Here is a 21,687-nt window from a genome sequence, read left to right on the forward strand (position 1 = left end):
TTCGCCAAAAGGGGCATTAAGGAATAGTTTTCAACTCAAAGGCCGCTCGCATCACCGGACCGGCCTCTGTGATCATCGAAACGGTCAATGTCTCCGGTGCGCCGGCGGGCGAGTTGCCTTTTCTTGCAGGCAGGTAGAATGAACTTCTGCAAAGGTCTGCAAGCAGCTCGAACTGCCGGACGTAAAATGCGAACGCGGTATCAAGGCAGGCCGCGCCAGGGTGCATCCAGGTGCTGGGGCGGAGGAGCAGGGGGCGCATGGCCTGTCTTTCCATAGTCCCATCTGCGGGATCATTTTGGCCTTACGCGCATTGCCGGACCTGCGGCAACATCCATTAAGAGGTTGCTGAAGAAGCCTGACCTCAATGAGTTCAATAATCATAGTTTACTCTTAGCTGATGACTGTGGAGGAAATCATGCGCAGAACAGGGAAGATGAGCGGATCGCTATTACAACAATGCCGCCATGGAAATGCGGCTTCCTGAGCGGCCTTCTTTGCGCATCCGCTGGCGACCGTCCCCGCCGGGATGACTGTTGCCGAAACAGCGGATGCGCAAGCGGGATCCCTGCACGGCCGATCACTATTGTGGTAATGTGCCGGGCCCCTTGGGGCGGCCGGATTACATCAGAGTTTTTTACTGTATCCCAGAGCAGGAAGCCGCGTATTTGCTATCCGCGCTGAAGGGGCTGGGCGACGGACATCTGAATGCTCTTTGGTTCTGCAGGCACCGGGCGGGGGGCAACCGTGATCTGCCTTCCCCTGTATAGTGCTGCCTGCCGCGGGAGGGAGCACTATAGCAATCAGGCCGTTTCCCGTGCCAGTCCGGCCTCAAGGTCGATTGTGAAGCGGATTGTGGTGCCTGCGTCCGCCTCCGGATCGCACCAGATCGTTCCGTTGTGACGCTTGGCGATCTTGGCGCAGGTCGCCAGGCCCAGACCGCTGCCTGGTTGATCACTGCCACGCTGCAGCCGCTTGAACGGCTCAAAAATCTTTTCCCGGTATTGCGCTGGAACGCCGATACCGTTGTCGGCAACGGATATCATCAATCCGGACCCGGCACGTTCCGCAGTCACGGAAATCTCAGCGGTTTTGCCACCGCTGTATTTGATCGCATTGCCGATCAGGTTTTGCAGCAATTGCACGATGTCCGGCGGGAAGCACAAGCCGGCCAGCCCGCCGGAATGCCATCCTATCCGGACGCCGGATTGCACAAGATCCTGCGCCATGACTGCCCGCAGACTGTCAAAGAGGCTTTCGACGGTCACATGGGCAGGCTTGCCATTGCTGTGCGGGTTGATATGGGATGCCAGCCCTTCGATCAGTTCAGACGTTTTGCGCACCGATTTTTTCATCAGCTCGAATTGCCGGGCCACCTCCTCAAGATCGCCGTTCTGGTAATCCTCGTGTATCTGATCGCTAAGAAATTTTATGGCCCGGATTGGCGCCCGCATGTCATGTACCAGCACATCGGAGAAAAGGCGCAGCTCGTTCTGCTGTTCCTGGATCCGCCAGCGCATGTCTGCAACCTTCTGCCCGTTCTTGATCATCCGCATCAAGGCTTCAGAAGTGATCGCAGATTTTGGGATGTAGTCACTTGCGTCGGCCAAAATGACGCTTTTGGCGATTTCCTCATCCCCCTGACCGGTCGTCATGAACAAAACCGCCCGCGGCCAGGTTTCGGTCAGCCGCGCAATCAGGTCGAGTCCGGTGCCATCAGGCAGGAGATAGTCCAGCAGGATCACTTCTACAGGAAGGCCGGAGTGAGACAAGGCGGCCTCTCCACAGTCGGCCTCAATGACATTGGCATCCGGATACAGATGCTGCAGCAGTCTGCGCGCTAGTTTCCGATCACCGGCGTCATCATCAATGACCAGAATGTTGAGGACCGTCATCGGACACCTTTCTGACGTGGATATCGGGCAGTTCTACTATGCGCCAGTAGTTGTCGAGGGTTGCCATCAAGTCGACAAACATGCCGCCGGCATTGGATTTGAGAATGTATCCAGCGACATTGTTGGCGTAGGCGGCGGAAATATCCCGTTCGTCGGCAGAGGTTGTCAGCACGATAAAAAGGACCTTGTGCAGCACCGGATCAGCGCGGATTTCCTTCAGAAGCTCAATCCCGTTCTTGCGGGGCATGTTGATATCACTCAACACAACAAAGTTGGGCGGCGGCACTTGGTGCATTTCACCGCGCAGGAACGCCAGAGCCTCAACTCCGTCCACGAACCGTTTGATCGGGTTGGCAATCCGGGCCCGGTCGAATGCGCGGTTCAGGGCTTTCGCATCACCGTCGTCATCTTCGACAAGGATAATATTCAGGGCCGGGCGGCTAGCGGTTTGAGAACTGGAAATCATATCGTCATGTCCTTTTTGGCGCTTCCTTCGACCACTTCACCCTGCAGAAGGTCCTTCTGGGCAGTCCTGGTTGGGGCCCGGCATCATAGCAGCCTGACTCTGAACCCGGCTTGGAACGGGGCGGCCGGCAAGGGAATGCCGTGGGCGACTGCCCCGGATGGCACAAAAGAAAATGAACACAATTTTGACCTTCAGTTTCATGAACGCCCTGGACATGCCTAAGATTCATTTGCGCAGACCCGTGAAGCGGAATGCTATTGGAGCAGGCTGGGATTCGCCTTCGCAGTGATTTCCCGGGTGTCTGAAATGACGCTGTCTAGGTCATCCATGAACACAACCAGATCCTTGCAGCTTCGCTCAAGAAGTGAGACGTCGGATAAAATGGCGGAAGGCACGGTGTCATCCTGCCGGGCTTGTGTCTTGATCATTCGGACACCGGCAAGCGTGCGGCTCAGCAGCAGCCGAAGGTCTGGGCCGCAGCCGACAATGAAGCGCTTGAATATCCGCCGGAGCTCTTTTTCAGATGCGCGCGCGCTGCTGAGCTGGCCATAGAGCGCCCGCCGTTCAATCGCGGAGGCGATGGATTTGATCAGCGTGTCGGCGGACAGCTCTTCCTTGACTATGTAGTCGGCGCAGCCGCGCCGCATGGCTTCAACGGCAATTTGATAGTTGGTCATGCTCGTCAGCATGATCGGCACAGCCTGGACTTGCTCTTCATGTGTCAGCAGAATTTTGAGTGCGTCAAGCCCGGTGTCCATGCCAAGGTTATGATCCAGAAACACCAGATCAAATTGCTCTATCTCCAGCTGCTGGCGCATTTCTTCCAGATTGGCAGCCTCAAAGAATTCAGCTTTCATCCCGGCTTTGCGGCATAGTTTGCTCAAGCGTAGCCTGTCGATTTCATCATCATCCACAGACAGGATGTTGAGTATGACCGGCTGCAGCGTCGGCGGGGCAGTCATGTCCGAATAGCTAGCATTTCTCATTATCTTCCCCTTGTGAAACACATTTTGCCCGGGGAGTGAGTATCCGGGTCCACTCGTATAAGGGTAACTTACCACATATTGACTGTCGCATAGGTTAATTACCTTGACGAATTTGACTTAAGAAATCCGAAGCTGTGGATAGAGTTTGGGTTTTTTGCGCCAAATTGCGTTGTGACAGCCCATTTTATGAAATCTTTGCGTTTCGGAATGTGAGCGGATTGGAAACAGCTCCGCTGCCGAGCTGGAATGAGGAAGATTTTCAGCAATTTGGGCAGAATTGCCTCTGCAAGGACGGCCTCGCCCGCTTGATTGAGCCCTGTTCAGAATTGTGCCGTCGGTATGCCAGTCCGCGGGTTACAGTTTTTTTGGCAGAAAGCGGCATGTCCGAAGTCCGGACACACCGCAATTGAAAGGCGGGAACACATGAAGCCAGGCCTTTGCTGGCCTTCATGGCGCACTGTTCTTTCGGCTGGGGTTAGAAATTCTCCCACTTGGCTAGACCGTCGGTTCCTGTTGCTGCAGCCAGGGCTGGCTGGTCTGTGGCGGCCATATCCGCCGCAGAGTTGTCTGCGGAGATTCTGTTCCGGACAGGCAGCTGAATGCCCTGTGCAGCCCGGGATTGGCTATTGATCGTGAAATGCGCCACAAGTTCTGCCAGTTTGCCCGCATCGCTGTTCAGCATGTGACCTGCGGCGGTTGCCTGTTCCACCATTGCCGCGTTTTGCTGGGTCACCTGATCCAGCTGAGTAACACCTGTGTTGATCTCATGCAGTCCTGTCGACTGCTCCGCAGCCCCTTCGGCAATGCCTGAGACAAGCTCTGTGATATGAGCAACCCGCGTGACAATGCTCTGCAGCGCCTCGCCGGCCTTGCCGACCAGATCGACCCCGCGCTTCACCTGTTTGGAACTGTCGCCGATCAGCGTTTTGATCTCCATTGCCGCGTCCGAAGACCGCTGCGCCAGCGCGCGCACTTCAGAGGCGACCACGGCAAAGCCCTTGCCGGCTTCGCCTGCCCGCGCGGCCTCGACGCCTGCATTCAAGGCCAGCAAGTTGGTCTGGAAGGCGATGTCGTCGATGACGGAAATGATCTGGGAAATGTGGTTCGAACTCTGCTCGATCTCGGTCATGGCGGAAACGGCGTTTTGAACAACGGAGTCGCTGGTCTCAGCTTCCGAACGCGCTTCGTCCATGGTGGACTCGACGCTGCGGGCGCCGTCTGCGGCGGATTTTACCGACGCAGTCAGCTCATCCAGCGCCGCGGCTGTCTGTTCCAGCGTTGCGGCCTGGCTTTCGGTACGGTGCGACAGATCATCAGACGCTTGACTGATCTCGGCAGCGCCGCTGCGGATACTGGCGGCAGCCTCGACAACCTTCTGCACAGTCTCGTTCAGGGTTTCGAGCGTCAGATTATAGTCATGGCGCAGTTGCTCGTGATCTTTGGGGAACGTTTCAGTTATCGGGTGGGAAAAATCCCCGGCCGATAGTCTGACCAGTCCGGCGCTGAGGCTTTCGACCACCATTTGCTGATCCAGCTGCAGCTTGTTGCGATGCTCCTCGGCGCTGCGGGCCTGTCTAAGGTCTGATTGCATCGAAACAAGCGTCTTGCCGATTTTGCCGATTTCATCGGACCGGTGGGCCGCTTCGACATCGGTGTCCAGGTTTCCTGACGAAACCGCTTCCATATCGGCGCAAATACGGTCGATCGGCTTGGTGACTGAACGCGCCAACAGCCAGCCCGCCAATGAAACCAAGGCTGCACAGCTGAGGGATATCAGGATCATCAACCGCCGTTGCGTTACTGCCGGGGTCAGAATTTCGGCCCGGTCAAGCTCCGCGACCAGCGCCCACTGGAGGTTGCGAAAGGCCACCGGCATTGAAACTGCGGCAATTTCCCGGCCATCGGCCCGGGCAATTGAAGGGTAAAATGTTCCGGCAGCTGTGGGTTCTTCGTCTCCGGCCGGCAGGGACGCTGCGGCAAAGGCACCTTGTATATGGGGCAGAGGCGGCAATTTCTCCAGCAGAGCATGCCCGTCTTCAAGCCGGGAAGGAGTCCGGGCCTTGAGGTCTTGCCCGGCAAGGTAGACGTCCAGCGTGTTCAGCTCCCCGGTATAGCTGGAGGTGATCCCGGCGATGCCGTCAATTGCGGCCTGCAGCGCAAAGACGCCGATGTAGCGCCCGCCGCTGTCCAAGATACGGGTGGCAGCAAATGCCGCGGGAGCACCAGCACTGGGCTCATAAGATGCGATGTCGGAAAAATAGACCGTGTCTTTCTCCCCGGCCGCAGCCAGCTGGAAAGCCTGGGCAAGACCAGAATCCTTGAAGGGGCCGGCAGACAAGTTCGTCGTGTAATCGGCCTCCTTGGCGACAGAAAAGATAACGTCGCCCGACGGGCTGATCAGGAATATGTCGTAAAACCCAAGCCGCTCCATCATCTTTTTGAAGGCTGGGTGGCTGCGTTCGAAGTGAATGTCATAAGGCGACGCGGCGGAGGCAAACATCGAAAGGTTCTGAACCTCTTTTTGACCGGATCCTTCACGGGTGGCCCAGGTCACGCCTAGGTCTTTCATTGCCTTGGCGGTCGATGGGACTGAAGAAATTGTCAGGATCGCGGCCTCGATAGAGGCGAGATAGGATTGGAGCGCCGCCTCGCGGTCCTGAATCATCGATTGCAGGAAAATTTCGGCATCGTGAACAACACTGCGCCGGAAGTAGCTGCTGCTGAAAGCAATCAGGACAATTGTCAGGGTAAGTGCAGAGCCGATGACAAGCATTGGCAGCTTGTGAGCCAGTTTCAAGGAACGGAACATTTCTAAGTTTGCGACCTCCGGAACGCATCCGCCGGGCAGTGGATGCAGGCATTGATATTGTTCCCTATACAACGCCAGATAGATTTTCGATCTGTTAAGACACCTGCAGTTTCCAGGGGTGAGTTGGGCAGGCAGCATCGGTCCCGGACGACGCGCATTAACCATTTGGGCGGCATCGCAGCCAGCGGGCTGATGTGCCCAGTGCACCGTTCTGCTTCGAAAACGCGGAAAACGTTAACGTATCAGAGAATTGGGAGCCTCGATTCGGGGGGGTGCAGTCCGGAACCAGGGATCTCAGGCCGGTGAACGGCTGCGGAATTCTCCTTGTTTGTTCATGGTTTGGAAAAAATATTAACGAATTGTTTACTTTCTCTGGCGCTGCAGGGGGCTTTTTTGCCATGGTTAAGCATCAATAACCGGGGGGTTAGGGAATTGTTAACGCTGCCACATTCTGTCCATGAATCCGTCTCAGCCTGGCAACATTGGGCCTCATTCCAGCCGCACGCCTGAATAACGATGCGTCTGTGGGAAGCTGGAGTGGATAATGAGACTTCTAATTGCTGCGATTGCGGCGTGCCTGTCATTGGGCATGCCCGATGGCGTGGCTGCGGATGATTCGCGGTCCAACGTCAGATCAATGGAAGGGTGGGAGGCCGTGGGTCGGCTGAACATCTCCAACAAGAACATGTGCACCGGGGCGCTGGTTGCGCCGGACTTGGTGCTGACAGCGGCGCATTGCCTGTTCGATCCCAGGACGGGGGCGCGGGTTGACCCGTCCACGATCCGGTTCGAAGCGGGCCTGTCCGGGCGGCAGGCCGTGGCCCTGCGGCAAGTGGTGAAAGCGGTGATGCACCCGCAGTACCGCTACCGGCCTGCAGGCACCCATCAGATCGGCAGCGATCTGGCGGTGCTGAAACTTGACCGGCCGATCAGCCGCAGCCAGGTTCAGCCGCTGACTATGTCCAGCGGCGCCGCGCGGGGGGATATCCTGGGGGTTCTGTCCTATACCCGCAGGCACGCAACCCGGCCCAATCTGGAGCGCTCCTGCAGCGTCCTGGCGCGGCAGAGCCGGACCTTGGTGATGTCCTGCCTGGTGGATTTCGGTGCTTCAGGCTCGCCGGTGCTGGAAATGCGTCCGGGATTGCCGCCGCGGCTGGTTTCGGTCATCTCGGCCAAGGCTGCGATGGGCAACCGCCGGGTGTCGATTGGAACGGCGCTGGATTCGACGCTGCGGGATCTGATGCGGCGGGCGGGCTAAGGACCCCATTCAGAGACAGGACTGCTTTTCCGCCTGCCGCCGTACTGGGGGCAGGCGTTTTCCTTTGCATTAAGGCTCGCGCAGGGCTTCGCGGGACTTGTAGAGCGGCTTCAGCAGGTATTGCAGCACGGTCTTGGCGCCGGTCTGCAGTTCTGCGGTTGCCCGCATTCCCGGGCGGATTTCGATGGTTTGCTGGCGTTCGGTAAAGCCGGATTTGTCGACCCGGACAGTTACCCGGTAATAAGGTTCGGCGCGCGGATTGCGCTCGTCCTCAAAAGTGTCGGCGGAAACGAAATCCACCTTGCCGCGCAGGGAGCCGTAGATGGTGTAATCATAGGCTGAAAGCTTGATTGTGGCGTCCTGGCCGGGCTGCACACTGGCGATATTCTCAGGCTTAATGCGGGCCTCGACAAACAGCTCTTCGCCCAGCGGAATGATTTCCAGGATCTCTTCGCCGGGACGGATCACACCGCCGATGGTTGTGACCGACAGGCTGTTGACAATGCCGGCCATCGGCGAGGTGATGATAGTGCGGTTCAGCTGATCCACCGCCAAACGCTGCTCCTGGCGCAGCGTGGTCAGTTCGCGCAAGGTCCGGGAGTATTCCTCGGCCTGTTCCAGCTCTGCCTGGGTGCCGATCTCGTTGTATTTGGCGCGGGCGTCGGTGGACAGTTTGCGGGCCTTGTTCACTTCGATCAAGGCCACGATCTTCTGCTTGTAGAGCCGCTCCATATTGGCAAGCTCGGCATTCTGCTGGTCGAGGATCTGTTTGGCGCTGTCGCGGCGGCTGGTGAAATCGGTCTGGCGGGCCGTCAGCAGCCCGCGTTCAGAGGACAGGATGCCGGGGGAGCGCTGCGCCAGCATCTCCGGCACGGCAAATTCAAAGGCGCCTTTCATTTGCGCCTCCAGCCGGAAGCGTTTGATTTCCAGCGCATCGATCTGGTTTTGCAGCTCATCAGCTGCGGCGCGGAATTTGGTGTCCTGCAACTTGGCCAGCACCTGGCCTGCGGTGACGATGTCGCCCTGGCGCACCTGGAGTTCAGCCAGGATGCCGCCTTCGAGGTTCTGAACGATCTGGGCGCGGGACGAAGAAACCACTTGGCCCTCGCCGCGTACAATTTCGTCAATCGAGGCAAAAGCCGCCCAGATCAGGAACGTGAGCAGGGCGGCAAGCACCAGGTAGATGATGCGGCTGGCGCTGCGCGGCGTCTCGGCGTTGCCGTAGGGGTCATGCACAGACATGGTCATTTGCCTTCCCCGGCGGCCAGATGGGCCAGGACCTGGTCCCGCGGCCCGTCCACAACCATCCGGCCTGACTGCAGGATCAGGGTGCGGTTGGTCAGCGACAGGATCGGCATCCGGTGGGTGGCGACCACTGCGGTGCGGCCTTCCAGCCAGGTTTCCAGGCGGCTGACAAGGGTGCGCTCCAGTGTTTGGTCCAACGCAGCGGTGGGCTCATCCAGCAGTACCACGGACGGATCCTGCAGCCACAGCTGTGCCCAGCCGATGGACTGGCGCTGGCCGATCGACAGACCATGGCCGCCATCGCTGATTTCCAGATCGAGACCCTTGTGGTGGTTGCGAACATGGGCGCCGAGGCCGGCAAACTCCAGCGCTTCCATCAGCCGGTCGTCATCGCGTTCCAGCTGGTTAAGGTTCAGGTTGTCGCGCAGGGTGCCGGCAAACAAGCGCACGTCCTGGCTGAGATATCCGATGTTTGCGCGCAGGTCGCGCGGGTCGATCTGCGCCATGTCTGTGCCATCCAGCAGGATCCGGCCATGATCGGGCGCATAAAGCCCCGACAGCAGCTTGAGCAGGGTGGATTTGCCTGAGCCATTGACACCCAGAACAGCAACCCGCTGGCCGGGGGTGACCGCCACGGCTTGCACATCCAGCGTCGGTGCGGCGTCGTCTTCATAGCGGAACAGGATGTCGCGCAGTTCGAACCGGCCCTCGATTTTCTGACGGCGCAGGTAGGTGCGTTCTTTTTCTTTTTCCTGCGGAGCCTGGGCAATCGCATCGAGCCCTTCGAGTGCGGCCTTGACGTTGCTCCAGCGGGCCAAAGTGCCGGCAAACTGCGTCAGCGGCGCCAAGGTGCGGCTGGTCAGGATGCCGGTGGCGATAATGGTGCCGACGGTGAATTCACCAGCGAAAACCAGCAGGGTGCCCAGCACCACGGCGGTGATATAGGTGGCCTGCTGCACCCCTTGCGACCAATAGGTGAGGGCGCTGGACAGCTTGCGCTGCTCGGTCGCGGAATGCGAGGACAGCGTGTTCAGCTCATCCCACAACCGCAGCACGCGTTCCTCGCCGCGCTGGGTTTTTACGGTGTCGAGTTCGGTGACCACCTCATGCAGCAGGCGCCCGGCTTTGGCATTGGCGCCTTGGGTCTGGCGGGTCAGGGCGATCATCTTCTTCTGCATGAAATAGGCAGGCAGCAGCATCAGGATGCCGCCGGCAACAATCACCCAGACCACCGGCCCGGCAATCGAAGCGACCAGCAGCAGGAAGACTGCGATGAACGGGATATCGGCCAGGGTCGAGATGGTGGAGGAAGTAAAGAATTCCCGTACCGAACCGAAATCGCGCATTGCAGCAAACAGGCCGGACGGCGGCAGCGGCTTCTTGTCGGAACGCATGCCGATCAGGCGGCGCATCAGATTGTGCTGCACCGACAGCTCGATCTGGCGGCCGGCGGCATCGGTCAGCCGGGCTCGGGCCAGCTTCAGCATCGCCTCCAGCGCAATTGCCAAAAAGGCACCAACTGCAAGCACCCATAGCGTGGCTTGCGACTGATGCGGCACCACGCGGTCGTAGACCTGAAGCGAGAACAGCGCGACCGAAACCGCCAGTATATTGGCGACCAGCGATCCCAGCATGATCTCGCCCACCTGGCGGCGGTATTTCGGGAATTCGCTCCAGAACCAATGGCCGGGGTCGATCTGCGGTGTGTGTTTCGCCGCCATCTGCTTGAGCGAGGGGCGGGCCGACAGCACCGTGCCGGTGAAATAGGGGCTGAATTCACCCAGCGGCACTTCGGTGCGGTTTTCCGCGCAGGCGGTGTCGTAGATGGTCAGTGTTTCTTCGGTCTGGCTCAGCACCAGCACGCATTGGCCGCCGGACATGACCGCAAGCGCGGGCCAGAGGGCCGGGTTCAAGGTTTGTTTTTCCAGGATCTTCGGCTGCAGCCCGGTCGTGTGCAACGCCTTGGCCAGGGAATGCAGCGACAGGTCGCCCGGTGTTTCGCTCCACAGGAAGGCGGCGACGTCGCTGACCGGGACTTCGCTGCCCTTTAGAGCGGCCAGGGTGGCAATCAGGCTGGCGCGGTGCTGAATGCGGGTTGCTGCGCCCTCCAGCAGCGAGCCGACTTCGGGCTGGGCGTCCTGTGGCGGGGCTTTTGGCAGCGGATTGGCGTCCGGAGCGGGGACGGGCGCAGGGGCGGGTGTGTTGGCCGGCTGCATCGCTTCCGGTGCTCCGGTTCCGGATACAGGCACCGCCCGCAGCACCGGCTTTTTGCCGGAGGCGGGCAGGGGACGGGGCGGCTTTTGGGTCATGTCGGTCAAATCTTGTCCCCATCTGCCAGCAGCCCCAGGTCGCGTGCCAGCTGCAGCTGGATCAGCACCACCTCATATTTCGCGTCGATATAGGCCTGTTCACGGCGCACCAGCTCCTCATAGACCTGGATCACCTCCATCACTGGGCGCTGGCCCGCTTCGAATTGCTTCTGGAACAGGCCGTAAGTCTCGCGGCTGCGGCGCACCAGCGCGGCGGTCTCGCCCTCTTGACGCCGGTAGGACGCAATTTGCTGGACCTGGCGGCTGTAAGTGCGGCGGGCAATCTCTTCGGTTTCGCCAATCTGGCGGGTGGCGGCCTCCTTGGTGGCTTCCAGCGCTTGAATGGCGGCAGGCGTGCCCAATCCCAGCGGCTGGCCAACGCCCAGCGTCAGCCCGGCGCCGGACCCGTCGGAGGTCACATTGCCCGAGGCGGCAATCTGGGGCAGCAGCCCGGCGCGGCCGGACTTGGCCTGGGCGATGGTACGGTCCGCTTCGGCGCTGGCCTTCAGCACGGCCAGGAACTGTACCTGTTCCGGCGGCGTGGCTATGCCCAGATGCGAGGGTTTCCGCGCAAAGGACTGGCCGGTCATCGCCTGCAGCTCGGCGCGTGCGGTTGCAGCGGCGTCATGGGCGGTGGCCGTGGCCGTGCGGATGCCGCTGATCTTGCTGTCTACCACATTGAGGTCGGCGCGGTCCGACACGCCGCCGTCGACGCGTCCCTGAACGATGCGGCGGAATTCCTGCATCCGGCGCAGAGCACGGTTGCCATAGGCGGCCTTTTCATCGCCGCGCAATGCAGCCGCATACAGCCCGACAGCGGTTTCGACGCGGCTGTTCATGTCCTGGGACAGGCTGACGGCGGCCACTTCGACATCGGCGGCGGCAAAGGCGCGTTCGGCCTTGCGGCGGCCATTGTCAAACAGAACCTGCTCAATCAGCAGGCCGGCCACCAAATCCCCCAGATCGGTCAGGCTGACGGATGGGCCAAGGGTTGGCAGCCAGTTCTTCGAGGCCGCCTCGGCGCGCAGCTTGGCGCCGATCAGCTCTGCTTCGGCAGCGCGGGAAGAGGCGGCAATTGCGGCCTCGGCCACTTGCCCATAGGCGCTGTCCTGCGCCAGCAGGGAGCGGCGCCCCATCAGATCGTGGATCACCTCGGAGGAGGTCTCGCCGGATTGTGCGAAATTGCTGCGCGGCGTGGTTTCCGCGCTTTCTCCGCCGCCGAACGGCAGCGTCCGGGCGCAGGCCGACAGGCTGCACATCACTGCGATGGCGCAAAAAAAGCGTCCCGGTTGCATCCTGCCATATGCCCTTTTGTTTTAGGCTTTTGATGTATTGGGCCCGGCGGCAATGACCGCCGGGCCGATAGATCAGATCACAACGTTGACGTCTTCATCCACGGACAGCGTGGTGCCGTCATCGCCGATTGTGTAGACATTGTACGTCTCGCCATCGACAGTCTCGGTTCCCGCGGCGGTGGCCCCGGTAATGGTGAGCGTGTCGTCAGCTTCCCCATGCACAGTGAGCTTGTCGGAATTGCCCGACAGCGCATTGATATCGGCCTCGGTCAGGGTCAGGTCGACAGCGTCGGCATGAACCAGGTTCAGCTCGTCGATGTTGAACTGCGAGAGGCCTGAATGATCCAGTACAGATGCGCCGGCGCCGTCTTCAAGCACCACCATTGTACCAGAGCTGTTGCCGGCGTCATCCACCCGGTTCACAACAAGATGCGAGCCGTCCGGCACGTCTGCATCGAAGTCGTACAGGGTCTGGCCGTTGCCAAGATCGGTTTCGGTGCCGCTGACATCTGAGACACTGCCCGTGCTGGTCAGCTCATGGATTGTGTCGCCGGCCTCGAAATCGTCGCTGAAAACTCCGCTGACACTGGTGCCGGTGCTGATCACGTCGCCAATATTTGGGGCATCGTATTCGGTGTCGACGCTGAATTCTTCGGTCAGGGTCTGCGTGTTGCCCGCCGGGTCCGTGGCCGTGATTTCGGCTGTGGCCTCATAGGTGCCTTCGCGCAGGTCGCCGGGTTCAAACTCGGCAGTCCAGTTGCCGTCCGCATCCACCAGCGCGTTCCGGGTTACACCTTGAATGGTGACTTGTACTGCCGATCCGGGTTCGACGGTGCCGGACATCGAGAGGCCCGCGGCACTTTCCGCGAGGCTCACCACATCATCATCGGTCACGCTGTCCGAAGTGAAAGGCACCACCTCGGTGTCTATGGCCAGGGTGTCAGTGATTTCCGACGTGTTGCCCACGGCGTCCGTGGCGGACACAACCACGGCCGCATCGTAGCTGCCCTCGGCAATGTCAGCGGCTGCAAAGGATGCGCTCCAGTTGCCATCGGCATCAACTGTGGCAGTTTCGGTTGCATCACCCAGTTGCACAACAACCGTCGAGCCTGGCTCAACCGTGCCGGTCAGGGTTACCCCGTCGCTGCGTTCGGTCTCGTTGACGATATTGTCGCCTTCGATGCTGCCGGAATTCAGGGTGAGGGGATCGACCACAGTGTCCACATGCAGATCCGCCGTGGCGGTTGCCGTGTTGCCGGCTTCGTCAGTGGAGGTCACGCTGACAGTGGTGTCGTATTCACCGGCAGGAAGCGAGCCGGCTTCGAATTCTGCGGCCCAGTTGCCGTCTGCATCCACGGTCGCGGTGCGGGTCACGCCCTCAACCGTGACGCTGACACTTGCGCCTGCCTCGCCGGTTCCGGTCAATGTCAGACCAGCGGTAGCTTCGGCGTTGTTGACAATGTCATCGCCGCCCGCTTGGCCGTTGTCGATTTCCACGGCCGTGGTCGTGTCTACGCGGATTGTACCGGTGACGCTGTCAGTATTGCCGAAAGCGTCGGTCGCGGTGACGCTGACTTCTGAGTCGTATTCCCCGGAGGCGATTTCCGAAGCAGCGAAGTCAGCGCTCCAAGTCCCGCTTTCGGTCGCGGTAACCGTCCGGGTCACACCCTGGAAAGTGACTTCCACTGTGGCGCCCGCTTCGGCGGTTCCGGTCAGGGTCACCCCGTCGGCTGCTTCGGCGGCATTGATCATGTCGTCGCCGCCTGCCTGGCCCTCGTCGAGGCCGACAGTGGCAACCGTGTCGATTACGACAGCGGGGCCATCCAGGTCGAACTCAGTCCCGTTGGGGTCAACGACATGCACAGTTGTGTCATAATTGCCGTCCTCTGGCAGATCATCGACCGGGAAGCTGACGCTCCAATTGCCGTCGTCATCGACGGTTGTGGTGGCTGTGGAGGTGCCGACATTGACAGTCACTTCGGAACCCGGTGCGCCGGTGCCGGTGATAACCACCGGTTCGGTGGTGGAGTCAGAAACCGGGTAGGTGGCATCGGGGTCATCGACCGCTGGAATAATGCCATCCGTTCCGCCGCCGCCGTCACCGCCGCCGCCGCCGGCAATTACAGCCGCGCCGACGACACCGGCTGCGGCCCCGGCCGCACCCAGCCCGCCGAACAGCGGCGCGGCCAGCGGTGCAACCACCGGTTCGATGCGGTCAACGTCCAGGAACACCATCTCATCGTAGGCGCTCCATTTTCCGGTCAGATCCAGCGGCTCGTATGTGGCAAAGAGCATGCCGCTGGATTTGTCTTCCAGGACAACTTCGGTGAATTCGCCGTCCTGGCTGAGGAACAGGTTTTTCCCGCCGGATGAGCCGTAGGAATAGTAGTTCTCAATCACCAGTTCCTGGCCATCGGCCAGGGTGATGTGCAGGTTGCCGCCCTGGCGGGAATAGCTTTCGACATCTGCAGGGCTGAGGTTCAGCGAGATATCCTTGGCATGGGCGGCGTCAATACGTGCCGGGGTGCCTTCGGAAAAGTTCCCATGCTGTGTAGTGCCCGCCATATCGCGGGTAATAAATGCGACCGTGCTCATTGTAATACCACTCATCTGTGCGCTGCGCCGCCGCAATCTGGCGGGTGCTGCGTCGTTCCGTTGCCTGTACGTTTGCCCATCGACCGTCTTTTGCGGCCATTTTGAGGCCATACTGTGATGATTTTTATTGTCCTGTCCAGTGCATCAGGGACGGGATTCATGCAGTTTGGGCGGCAACCGTGTCCTGAGTGCCGCAGAATTTCTAAGGTTTTTCACGCAGCCGTGATATGAGGCGGGCGGATGGCTGGCGCCGGAGAATTGGCCGTCTTGCCTTGCCGTATGCACTGCTAACCCTGTTGTCTGGACTTCAGAAGCAGAAGGGGAAAGCCCCTTGCATCCCTCTTATCAACAGTGGACGCGCGGCTGGAGGCACTTGATTTGCCGCGGCGCGTAAGGCGGCCGCAACAACAGTGATCGCCGCGATGTGATGAAAATTTCCCGCAAAAGTTTCTGGCAATTAATTAAAAGTACACCACTTTCAGATAGTAAGAAGTACGTATTTGGTGTAAGCTTGAGAGTAAGCAACACGCCGCCAGCCTGGTATCCGGGCGCAGGCCGCCGCAAAGAGCGGCCAGCCGGACGTATAACGCCAGAAACGGCGCCGAGCAGAAATCAGAACTCAACACTAACGCGGACATCCATGCCCACGTACCGGGCGCAGTCTGTCTGTCCGCGAACTAAAACGCCAGGAGGAACGGCGCCAGATAACCAGGAGGCTTGATTCAAGATGAAAGACATTGCCGAACTTTTTGCAGAGCAGTACGGCGAAACCCGCGAGCAGGAGATGCCGCTGCAGGATTATTTGAATGCCTGCCGCGACGATCCAAGCATGTACGCGAACGTCGCCGAGAGGATGTTGAAGGCAATTGGCGAAGAGGAGCTGGTAGACACGTCCAAGGACGCGCGGCTCGGTCCGATCTTTCAGAACCGGACAATCAAGCGCTACAGCGCTTTCCACGACTTCTACGGCATGGAAGACACCATCGAACGGATCGTCGGCTATTTCCGCCACGCCGCGCAAGGCCTGGAAGAGCGAAAGCAGATCCTTTACCTCTTGGGTCCGGTCGGCGGCGGCAAATCGTCTCTGGCGGAGCGGCTGAAGCGCCTGGTCGAAGAACAGCCGATCTATGTGCTGAAAGCCGGTGATCAGATCTCGCCGATTTTTGAAAGTCCGCTGGGCCTGTTTGACCCAGTCCGCATGGGCAAGGTTCTGGAAGAGGAATACGGCATTGTCCAGCACCGCCTGCCAGGGCTGATGTCGCCTTGGGCCGTCCAGCGGCTGGATGAATTCGACGGCGATATCAACAAATTCTCCGTTGTTCGCATGTACCCTTCCCGCCTGCGCCGCGTCTGCGTGGCCAAAGTGGAGCCGGGTGATGAGAACAATCAGGACATCTCTACCTTGGTTGGCAAGGTTGATATCCGCCAGCTGGAGCATTTCAGCCAGGACAACCCGGATGCCTACAGCTTCTCCGGCGGGTTGAACCGGGCGAGCCAGGGTGTTCTGGAATTTGTCGAGATGTTCAAGGCGCCGATCAAGATGCTGCACCCGCTGCTGACGGCGACCCAGGAAGGCAACTATATGGGCACCGAAAGCTTTGGTGCGATCCCCTTCAACGGCCTGATCCTGGCGCACTCCAACGAGAGCGAATGGCAGTCGTTCAAGAATAACAAGAACAACGAGGCCTTCATCGACCGGGTGTCTATCGTCAAGGTGCCGTATTGCCTGCGGGTCTCGGATGAATCCTCAATCTACGAAAAACTGATCGAGTTCAGCGAGCTGCGTGACGCGCCCTGTGCGCCGGAGACGCTGAAGATTCTTAGCCGCTTCTCGGTGCTGACCCGCCTGAAGCCGCATGAGAACTCAAACCTTTACTCCAAAATGCGGGTTTATGACGGCGAAAGCCTGAAGGACACTGACCCCAAAGCCAAGACGGTGCAGGAGTATCAGGACCGCGCCGGCGTGGACGAGGGGATGAACGGCATCTCCACCCGCTTCGCTTTCAAGGTGCTGTCCACCACTTTCAACTTCGACACGGATGAAGTGGCAGCGGATCCGGTGCATCTGATGTATGTGCTCGAGCAGATGATCAAGCGCGAGCAGTTTCCGCAGGAGACCGAGCAGAAATACCTTGAGTTCATCAAGACGGAACTGGCGCCGCGCTATGAAGAGTTCATCGGCAACGAGATCCAGAAGGCGTACCTCGAAAGCTATACGGAATACGGCCAGAATGTCTTTGACCGCTATATCTCCTACGCCGATGCCTGGATCGAAGAACAGGATTACAAGGATCCCGACACCGGTCAGCTCTATAACCGCGAAGTGCTGGATTCGGAGCTTTCCAAGATCGAAAAGCCGGTTGGCATCGCCAATCCCAAGGACTTCCGCAACGAGGTCGTGAAATTTGCCCTGCGCCATCGCGCAAACACGGGCAGAAACCCGGCCTGGAACTCCTATGAAAAGCTGCGCGATGTGATCGAAAAACACATGTTCAGCCAGGTCGAGGAGCTGCTTCCGGTGATCAGTTTCGGCAGCAAGAAGGACAGCAAGACCGAAGGCAAACATCAGGAGTTCGTCGAGCGTATGCGCGGCCATGGCTATACCGACCGCCAAGTGCGGCGTCTGGTCGAATGGTACATGCGCGTTAACAAGGCGGGCTAAAGAGGAGCGCTGTGGCATATGCATCATTTCATCGACAGGCGCGCCAATCCGAAGGGCAAGAGCCTCGGGAACCGCCAGCGGTTCCTGCGGCGGGCCCGGGAGAATATTAAGGAACGCGTCGACCAATCGGTCCGGGGAAAATCGATCCAAAGCGGAAGCGGTGTCCCGGACGAAGGCGAAAAGGTCACTATCCCGACCAGAGGGCTGAAGGAGCCGCGGTTCTTTCACTCTTCCAAGGGCGGCCTGCGCCGTCATGTTCTGCCCGGTAACAAGGATTTTGTTGTCGGCGACACCATCAAACGCCCGGACGGCGGTGCGGGCGAGGGCGGTCGCAAGGCCTCCGAGGACGGGGATGGTGCGGACGAATTTTCCTTCACACTCACGCAGGAAGAATACCTGGAAATCCTGTTTGAGGGGCTGGAGCTGCCGGACCTGGTGGAAAAGGCTACGGTGGAGACCGAAACCATCGGCACCCGCCGGGCCGGCCTGACCACTGCGGGCACGCCCAATAACCTCAATCTGGTGCGCACCATGCGCAACTCTCTGGGGCGCCGGATCGCATTGCAGCGTCCGACCACCAAGTCGCAGCGGGATTTGGAAGAGCAGATCGCCGAACTGGAAGCGCTGGAGGAACGCAGCCCGCCGCAAGAGGCATTTCTGGCCGAATTGCAAAAGAAACTCGAAGGCATCCTCCGCAAGCGCAAGGTCGTCGGCTATATCGACCCGCTGGACCTGCGGTACGACACCTTTGTGCCGGAAAAGATCCGCAATTCCCGCGCTGTGGTCTTCTGCCTGATGGATGTCTCAGGCTCCATGCAGGAGCGCGAAAAGGACTTGGCCAAACGCTTCTTCTTGCTGCTGCACCTATTCCTGGAGCGTTGCTATGAACACACCGAACTGGTGTTCGTGCGGCACACTCACCACGCCCAGGAAGTCGACGAGGAAACCTTCTTCTATGCCCGGGAAACCGGCGGCACCATTGTGTCCACCGCGCTGGAGAAAATGAAGGAGATCATCGAAGAGCGCTACCCGCCGGATGAGTGGAACATCTACGGCGCGCAGGCCTCCGACGGCGAGAATTTCGGCAATGACTCGGTGCGCTGCAAAAATCTGCTGCTGAACGACCTGCTGCCGGTCAGCCAGTTTTATGCCTATGTGGAAATCGTCGATGAGGCGGCGGAAATGCTGCTGAACAATCCCGAAGCAGGCGAGGACCTGTGGCAAAACTACCGTGACGTGAAGGGCCAGGCGCAGCATTTTGAAATGCAGCGTGTCTCGCAACCCGGCCACATCTATCCGATTTTCCGGGAGTTCTTCCTCCCCAAGGTGAAAGGGGCGCAGTATGCAGGCAGCTGAAAAGGCGCGCAAGCCGCTGTTCGACGGGCCGGAATGGACCTTTGAACTGATGGAAACAGCGCGCGACGCGATTGAGGAGATCGCGCTGGGCGACCTTGGGCTGGATGTTTATCCCAATCAGATCGAAATCATTTCGGCTGAGCAGATGCTGGATGCCTATTCCTGTGTCGGCCTGCCGCTGATGTATCAGCATTGGTCATTCGGCAAGCATTTCGCCCGCGACGAGGCGCTGTACCGCACCGGCCGCCAGGGTCTGGCCTATGAGATCGTCATCAATTCGAACCCCTGCATCAGCTACAACATGGAAGAAAACACCATGGCGATGCAGACGCTGGTGATGGCGCATGCGGCATTCGGGCATAACCATTTCTTCAAGAACAATTATTTGTTTCAGCAGTGGACAGATGCCGCTGGTATTCATGATTACTTGGCCTTTGCCAAAAATTACATCGCCGCTTGCGAGGAACGGTATGGCCCTTGTGCGGTCGAAGAGATTCTGGACGCGGCCCATGCGCTGCAATCCCAAGGTGTGTTCCGCTACGGGCGCCCGCCCAAGCCGACCACCGAGGAACTGGTGGCGATGCAGAAGGTGCGCGAAGGCTATGAAAGCGGCCAGAGCGTGCTGGATATCTGGACTGATACAACCCTGGGTCGCGACAAGCTGGAACTGGTCGAGGATGCTGATTTCAGCGCGCGCCGCAAGCAGATGAACCTGCCGCAGGAGAACGTGCTTTATTTCCTGGAAAAGCACAGCCCGGTGCTGGAGGCCTGGCAGTGTGAGCTGCTGCGCATCGTGCGGATGCTGGCGCAGTACTTTTACCCGCAGAAACAGACCAAAGTGATGAACGAGGGCTGCGCGACCTTCGTGCACTACTACATCATAAACAAGCTTTATGAGCAGGGCCAAATCACCGAAGGCGCCTTTATGGAGATAATGCACAGCCATACCAATGTGGTGCTGCAGCCGGAATTTGACGATCCGCGTTTCTCCGGCCTCAATCCTTATGCGCTGGGGTTTGCGATGATGCAGGATATCCGCCGGATCTGTCAGGACCCGACTGATGAGGACCGCGAGTGGTTCCCCGATTTCGCCGGTGATCCCGACTGGCGGAAAGTGATGCGCGATGCATGGGCGAATTACCGCGATGAAAGCTTTATCCAGCAGTTCCTGTCGCCGCATCTGATCCGTAAGTTCAAGCTGTTCACGCTGACCAATGACGCCGACCTGCCCAATCTGGTGGTGAGCCAGATCCACAACCGCGCGGGATACAAGGCGATCCGCCGCGATTTGGCAAAGCAGTATGATCTGGCTTACCTGGAACCTGATATTCAGGTGACAGACGCGGATCTGCGCGGTGACCGGGAATTGAAGCTGACCCATACTGTGCGGGATGGCATTCATTTGGATGAGGAGGATCAGGAAGAGGTGCTGAAGCACTTGCGCCGTCTTTGGGGGTATGACGTCAGCTTGGACGCGGTGGAGACCGCCTTTGAAAACTGACGCACTCCACAGGGCTGGGTCCGGCTTTTGGCGGCAGCTTTTCAGCCTTGCCGCAGAAACGAGAACGCAGGCCCCAGGGCCTGCGTTTTGCTATTTGCGAACTGGATAGGGCTTAGAATTCCACCACGGCGCGGATGGACTTGCCTTCGTGCATCAGTTCAAAGCCTTCGTTGATCTGATCCAGCGTCAGCTTGTGGGTGATCATCGGATCGATCTCGATCTTGCCGTCCATGTACCAGTCCACGATCTTGGGCACGTCAGTGCGGCCCGAGGCGCCACCGAAGGCGGTGCCGCGCCAGGAGCGGCCGGTGACCAGCTGGAACGGCCGGGTTGAAATCTCGGCACCGGCAGGCGCCACACCGATGATGATGGATTCCCCCCAGCCCTTATGCGCCGCTTCCAATGCGGTGCGCATGACGTTGACGTTGCCGGTCGCGTCAAAAGTGTAATCAGCACCGCCCCCGGTCACTTCGACCAGATGCGCCACCAAGTCGCCCTCGACCTCGGCAGGATTGACGAAATCGGTCATGCCGAACTTTGTGGCCATTTCCACCTTACCGGGGTTCAGGTCGACACCGACGATCTGGTCAGCCCCGGCCAGCCGCAGGCCCTGGATCACGTTGAGACCGATGCCGCCGAGGCCGAACACGATAGCCCGCGAGCCGATTTCCACCTTGGCGGTGTTGATCACCGCACCGATACCGGTGGTGACGCCGCAGCCGATATAGCAGACCTTGTCGAACGGTGCGTCCTCACGGATTTTCGCCAGCGCGATTTCCGGCACCACGGTGTGGTTGGCGAAGGTCGAGCAGCCCATGTAGTGGTGGATCGGGGTGCCGTCCTGCATCGAGAAACGGGTGGTGCCGTCCGGCAGCAGGCCTTGCCCTTGGGTCGAGCGGATCGCCTGGCACAGGTTGGTTTTCGGGTTGAGGCAATAGTCGCACTCGCGGCACTCGGGCGTATACAGCGGGATCACATGATCGCCCGGCTTCAGGCTGGTGACGCCTTCGCCGACCTCAACCACGACGCCTGCGCCCTCATGGCCCAGGATCGCCGGGAAAATGCCTTCGGGGTCGTCGCCCGAACGGGTGAATTCGTCGGTGTGGCACAGGCCGGTTGCCTTGATTTCCACCAGAACCTCACCCGCTTTCGGGCCTTCGAGGTTCACTTCCATGATTTCCAGCGGTTTGCCGGGGGCAACCGCAACGGCGGCGCGGGTCTTGATCATGTGACTGGTCCTTCGTCCAAATTCTGCGGGGCCGGGCCGCCGCGAAGCGGATCCGGTTGAATGCGTAGCCAGCAGCAGGGCCGCG

At 59.6% G+C, this 21,687-nt stretch carries 14 protein-coding genes; 4 read left to right on the forward strand and 10 right to left on the reverse strand.

The window, feature by feature from the left end; all coding sequences use genetic code 11:
* Window positions 1-16: 16 nt before the first annotated feature.
* From L1069_RS08685 to L1069_RS08705, 5 genes are all read right to left on the reverse strand, one after another.
* Complete coding sequence (locus L1069_RS08685; protein WP_134830443.1) at window positions 17-274, reverse strand: hypothetical protein; 258 nt, start codon at window positions 272-274, stop codon at window positions 17-19.
* Between the two features lie 526 nt (window positions 275-800).
* Window positions 801-1,892, reverse strand: coding sequence for a HAMP domain-containing sensor histidine kinase (locus L1069_RS08690; RefSeq protein ID WP_237455388.1), 1,092 nt, complete (start codon window positions 1,890-1,892; stop codon window positions 801-803).
* Window positions 1,864-2,358 carry a response regulator gene (locus tag L1069_RS08695; RefSeq protein WP_129371885.1) on the reverse strand — a complete coding sequence of 165 codons (495 nt, stop codon included), beginning with the start codon at window positions 2,356-2,358 and terminating at the stop codon, window positions 1,864-1,866. Before L1069_RS08695 ends, L1069_RS08690 begins: the two co-directional genes overlap by 29 nt.
* 254 nt (window positions 2,359-2,612) lie before the next feature.
* Window positions 2,613-3,320, reverse strand: coding sequence for a response regulator (locus L1069_RS08700; RefSeq protein WP_237455389.1), 708 nt, complete (start codon window positions 3,318-3,320; stop codon window positions 2,613-2,615).
* A 499-nt stretch (window positions 3,321-3,819) separates the two neighbouring features.
* Complete coding sequence (locus L1069_RS08705; RefSeq protein ID WP_237455390.1) at window positions 3,820-6,153, reverse strand: HAMP domain-containing methyl-accepting chemotaxis protein; 2,334 nt, start codon at window positions 6,151-6,153, stop codon at window positions 3,820-3,822.
* A gap of 544 nt (window positions 6,154-6,697) precedes the next feature.
* On the opposite strand from L1069_RS08705, the gene L1069_RS08710 reads away from it, so the two are divergent.
* A complete protein-coding gene (locus tag L1069_RS08710) occupies window positions 6,698-7,411 on the forward strand; it encodes a trypsin-like serine protease (RefSeq protein ID WP_211037657.1) in 714 nt (237 codons plus the stop codon).
* A 69-nt stretch (window positions 7,412-7,480) separates the two neighbouring features.
* Here L1069_RS08710 and L1069_RS08715 read toward each other — a convergent pair whose 3' ends face one another.
* The 4 genes from L1069_RS08715 to L1069_RS08730 all read right to left on the reverse strand — a co-directional run bounded on the left by L1069_RS08715 (window position 7,481) and on the right by L1069_RS08730 (window position 14,855).
* Window positions 7,481-8,659, reverse strand: a complete 1,179-nt coding sequence (locus L1069_RS08715) for an HlyD family type I secretion periplasmic adaptor subunit (RefSeq protein ID WP_237455391.1) — start codon at window positions 8,657-8,659, stop codon at window positions 7,481-7,483.
* Window positions 8,656-10,965, reverse strand: coding sequence for an ATP-binding cassette domain-containing protein (locus tag L1069_RS08720; RefSeq protein WP_237455419.1), 2,310 nt, complete (start codon window positions 10,963-10,965; stop codon window positions 8,656-8,658). The genes L1069_RS08715 and L1069_RS08720 overlap by 4 nt, the downstream gene beginning before the upstream one ends.
* A gap of 5 nt (window positions 10,966-10,970) precedes the next feature.
* Window positions 10,971-12,260: a TolC family protein gene (locus L1069_RS08725; RefSeq protein ID WP_237455392.1), complete on the reverse strand. Its 1,290-nt coding sequence runs from the start codon at window positions 12,258-12,260 to the stop codon at window positions 10,971-10,973.
* Between the two features lie 72 nt (window positions 12,261-12,332).
* A complete protein-coding gene (locus L1069_RS08730; protein ID WP_237455393.1) occupies window positions 12,333-14,855 on the reverse strand; it encodes an Ig-like domain-containing protein in 2,523 nt (840 codons plus the stop codon).
* A gap of 727 nt (window positions 14,856-15,582) precedes the next feature.
* Between L1069_RS08730 and L1069_RS08735 the strand changes: the two genes are divergently transcribed.
* Genes L1069_RS08735 through L1069_RS08745 form a run of 3 tightly spaced genes read left to right on the forward strand, consistent with a single transcriptional unit; the run spans window position 15,583 to window position 20,374 of the window.
* Window positions 15,583-17,517 (forward strand): PrkA family serine protein kinase, encoded by a 1,935-nt coding sequence (locus L1069_RS08735; protein WP_237455394.1) that lies wholly within the window; start codon window positions 15,583-15,585, stop codon window positions 17,515-17,517.
* Window positions 17,518-17,535: 18 nt separating this feature from the next.
* Entirely contained in the window at window positions 17,536-18,873 is a 1,338-nt protein-coding gene (locus L1069_RS08740; RefSeq protein WP_129371877.1) for a YeaH/YhbH family protein, read from the forward strand.
* Window positions 18,860-20,374 (forward strand): SpoVR family protein, encoded by a 1,515-nt coding sequence (locus L1069_RS08745; RefSeq protein WP_129371876.1) that lies wholly within the window; start codon window positions 18,860-18,862, stop codon window positions 20,372-20,374. The genes L1069_RS08740 and L1069_RS08745 overlap by 14 nt, the downstream gene beginning before the upstream one ends.
* Window positions 20,375-20,486: 112 nt before the next feature.
* On the opposite strand, the gene L1069_RS08750 is transcribed toward L1069_RS08745, so the two are convergent.
* The gene (locus L1069_RS08750) at window positions 20,487-21,599 is read right to left on the reverse strand and encodes an S-(hydroxymethyl)glutathione dehydrogenase/class III alcohol dehydrogenase (protein WP_129372948.1); all 1,113 of its coding nucleotides are present in this window, start codon (window positions 21,597-21,599) and stop codon (window positions 20,487-20,489) included.
* Between the last annotated feature and the right edge of the window lie 88 nt (window positions 21,600-21,687).

The organism is Leisingera sp. MMG026 (genome assembly GCF_021654205.1).
Taxonomy (GTDB): domain Bacteria; phylum Pseudomonadota; class Alphaproteobacteria; order Rhodobacterales; family Rhodobacteraceae; genus Leisingera.

Coding starts and splice junctions, on each gene's coding strand:
- L1069_RS08685 (WP_134830443.1), bottom strand. CDS start 274: ATGGAAAGACAGGCCATGCGCCCCCTGCTCCTCCGCCCCAGCACCTGG.
- L1069_RS08690 (WP_237455388.1), bottom strand. CDS start 1,892: ATGACGGTCCTCAACATTCTGGTCATTGATGATGACGCCGGTGATCGG.
- L1069_RS08695 (WP_129371885.1), bottom strand. CDS start 2,358: ATGATTTCCAGTTCTCAAACCGCTAGCCGCCCGGCCCTGAATATTATC.
- L1069_RS08700 (WP_237455389.1), bottom strand. CDS start 3,320: ATGACTGCCCCGCCGACGCTGCAGCCGGTCATACTCAACATCCTGTCT.
- L1069_RS08705 (WP_237455390.1), bottom strand. CDS start 6,153: ATGTTCCGTTCCTTGAAACTGGCTCACAAGCTGCCAATGCTTGTCATC.
- L1069_RS08710 (WP_211037657.1), top strand. CDS start 6,698: ATGAGACTTCTAATTGCTGCGATTGCGGCGTGCCTGTCATTGGGCATG.
- L1069_RS08715 (WP_237455391.1), bottom strand. CDS start 8,659: ATGACCATGTCTGTGCATGACCCCTACGGCAACGCCGAGACGCCGCGC.
- L1069_RS08720 (WP_237455419.1), bottom strand. CDS start 10,965: ATGACCCAAAAGCCGCCCCGTCCCCTGCCCGCCTCCGGCAAAAAGCCG.
- L1069_RS08725 (WP_237455392.1), bottom strand. CDS start 12,260: ATGCAACCGGGACGCTTTTTTTGCGCCATCGCAGTGATGTGCAGCCTG.
- L1069_RS08730 (WP_237455393.1), bottom strand. CDS start 14,855: ATGAGCACGGTCGCATTTATTACCCGCGATATGGCGGGCACTACACAG.
- L1069_RS08735 (WP_237455394.1), top strand. CDS start 15,583: ATGAAAGACATTGCCGAACTTTTTGCAGAGCAGTACGGCGAAACCCGC.
- L1069_RS08740 (WP_129371877.1), top strand. CDS start 17,536: ATGCATCATTTCATCGACAGGCGCGCCAATCCGAAGGGCAAGAGCCTC.
- L1069_RS08745 (WP_129371876.1), top strand. CDS start 18,860: ATGCAGGCAGCTGAAAAGGCGCGCAAGCCGCTGTTCGACGGGCCGGAA.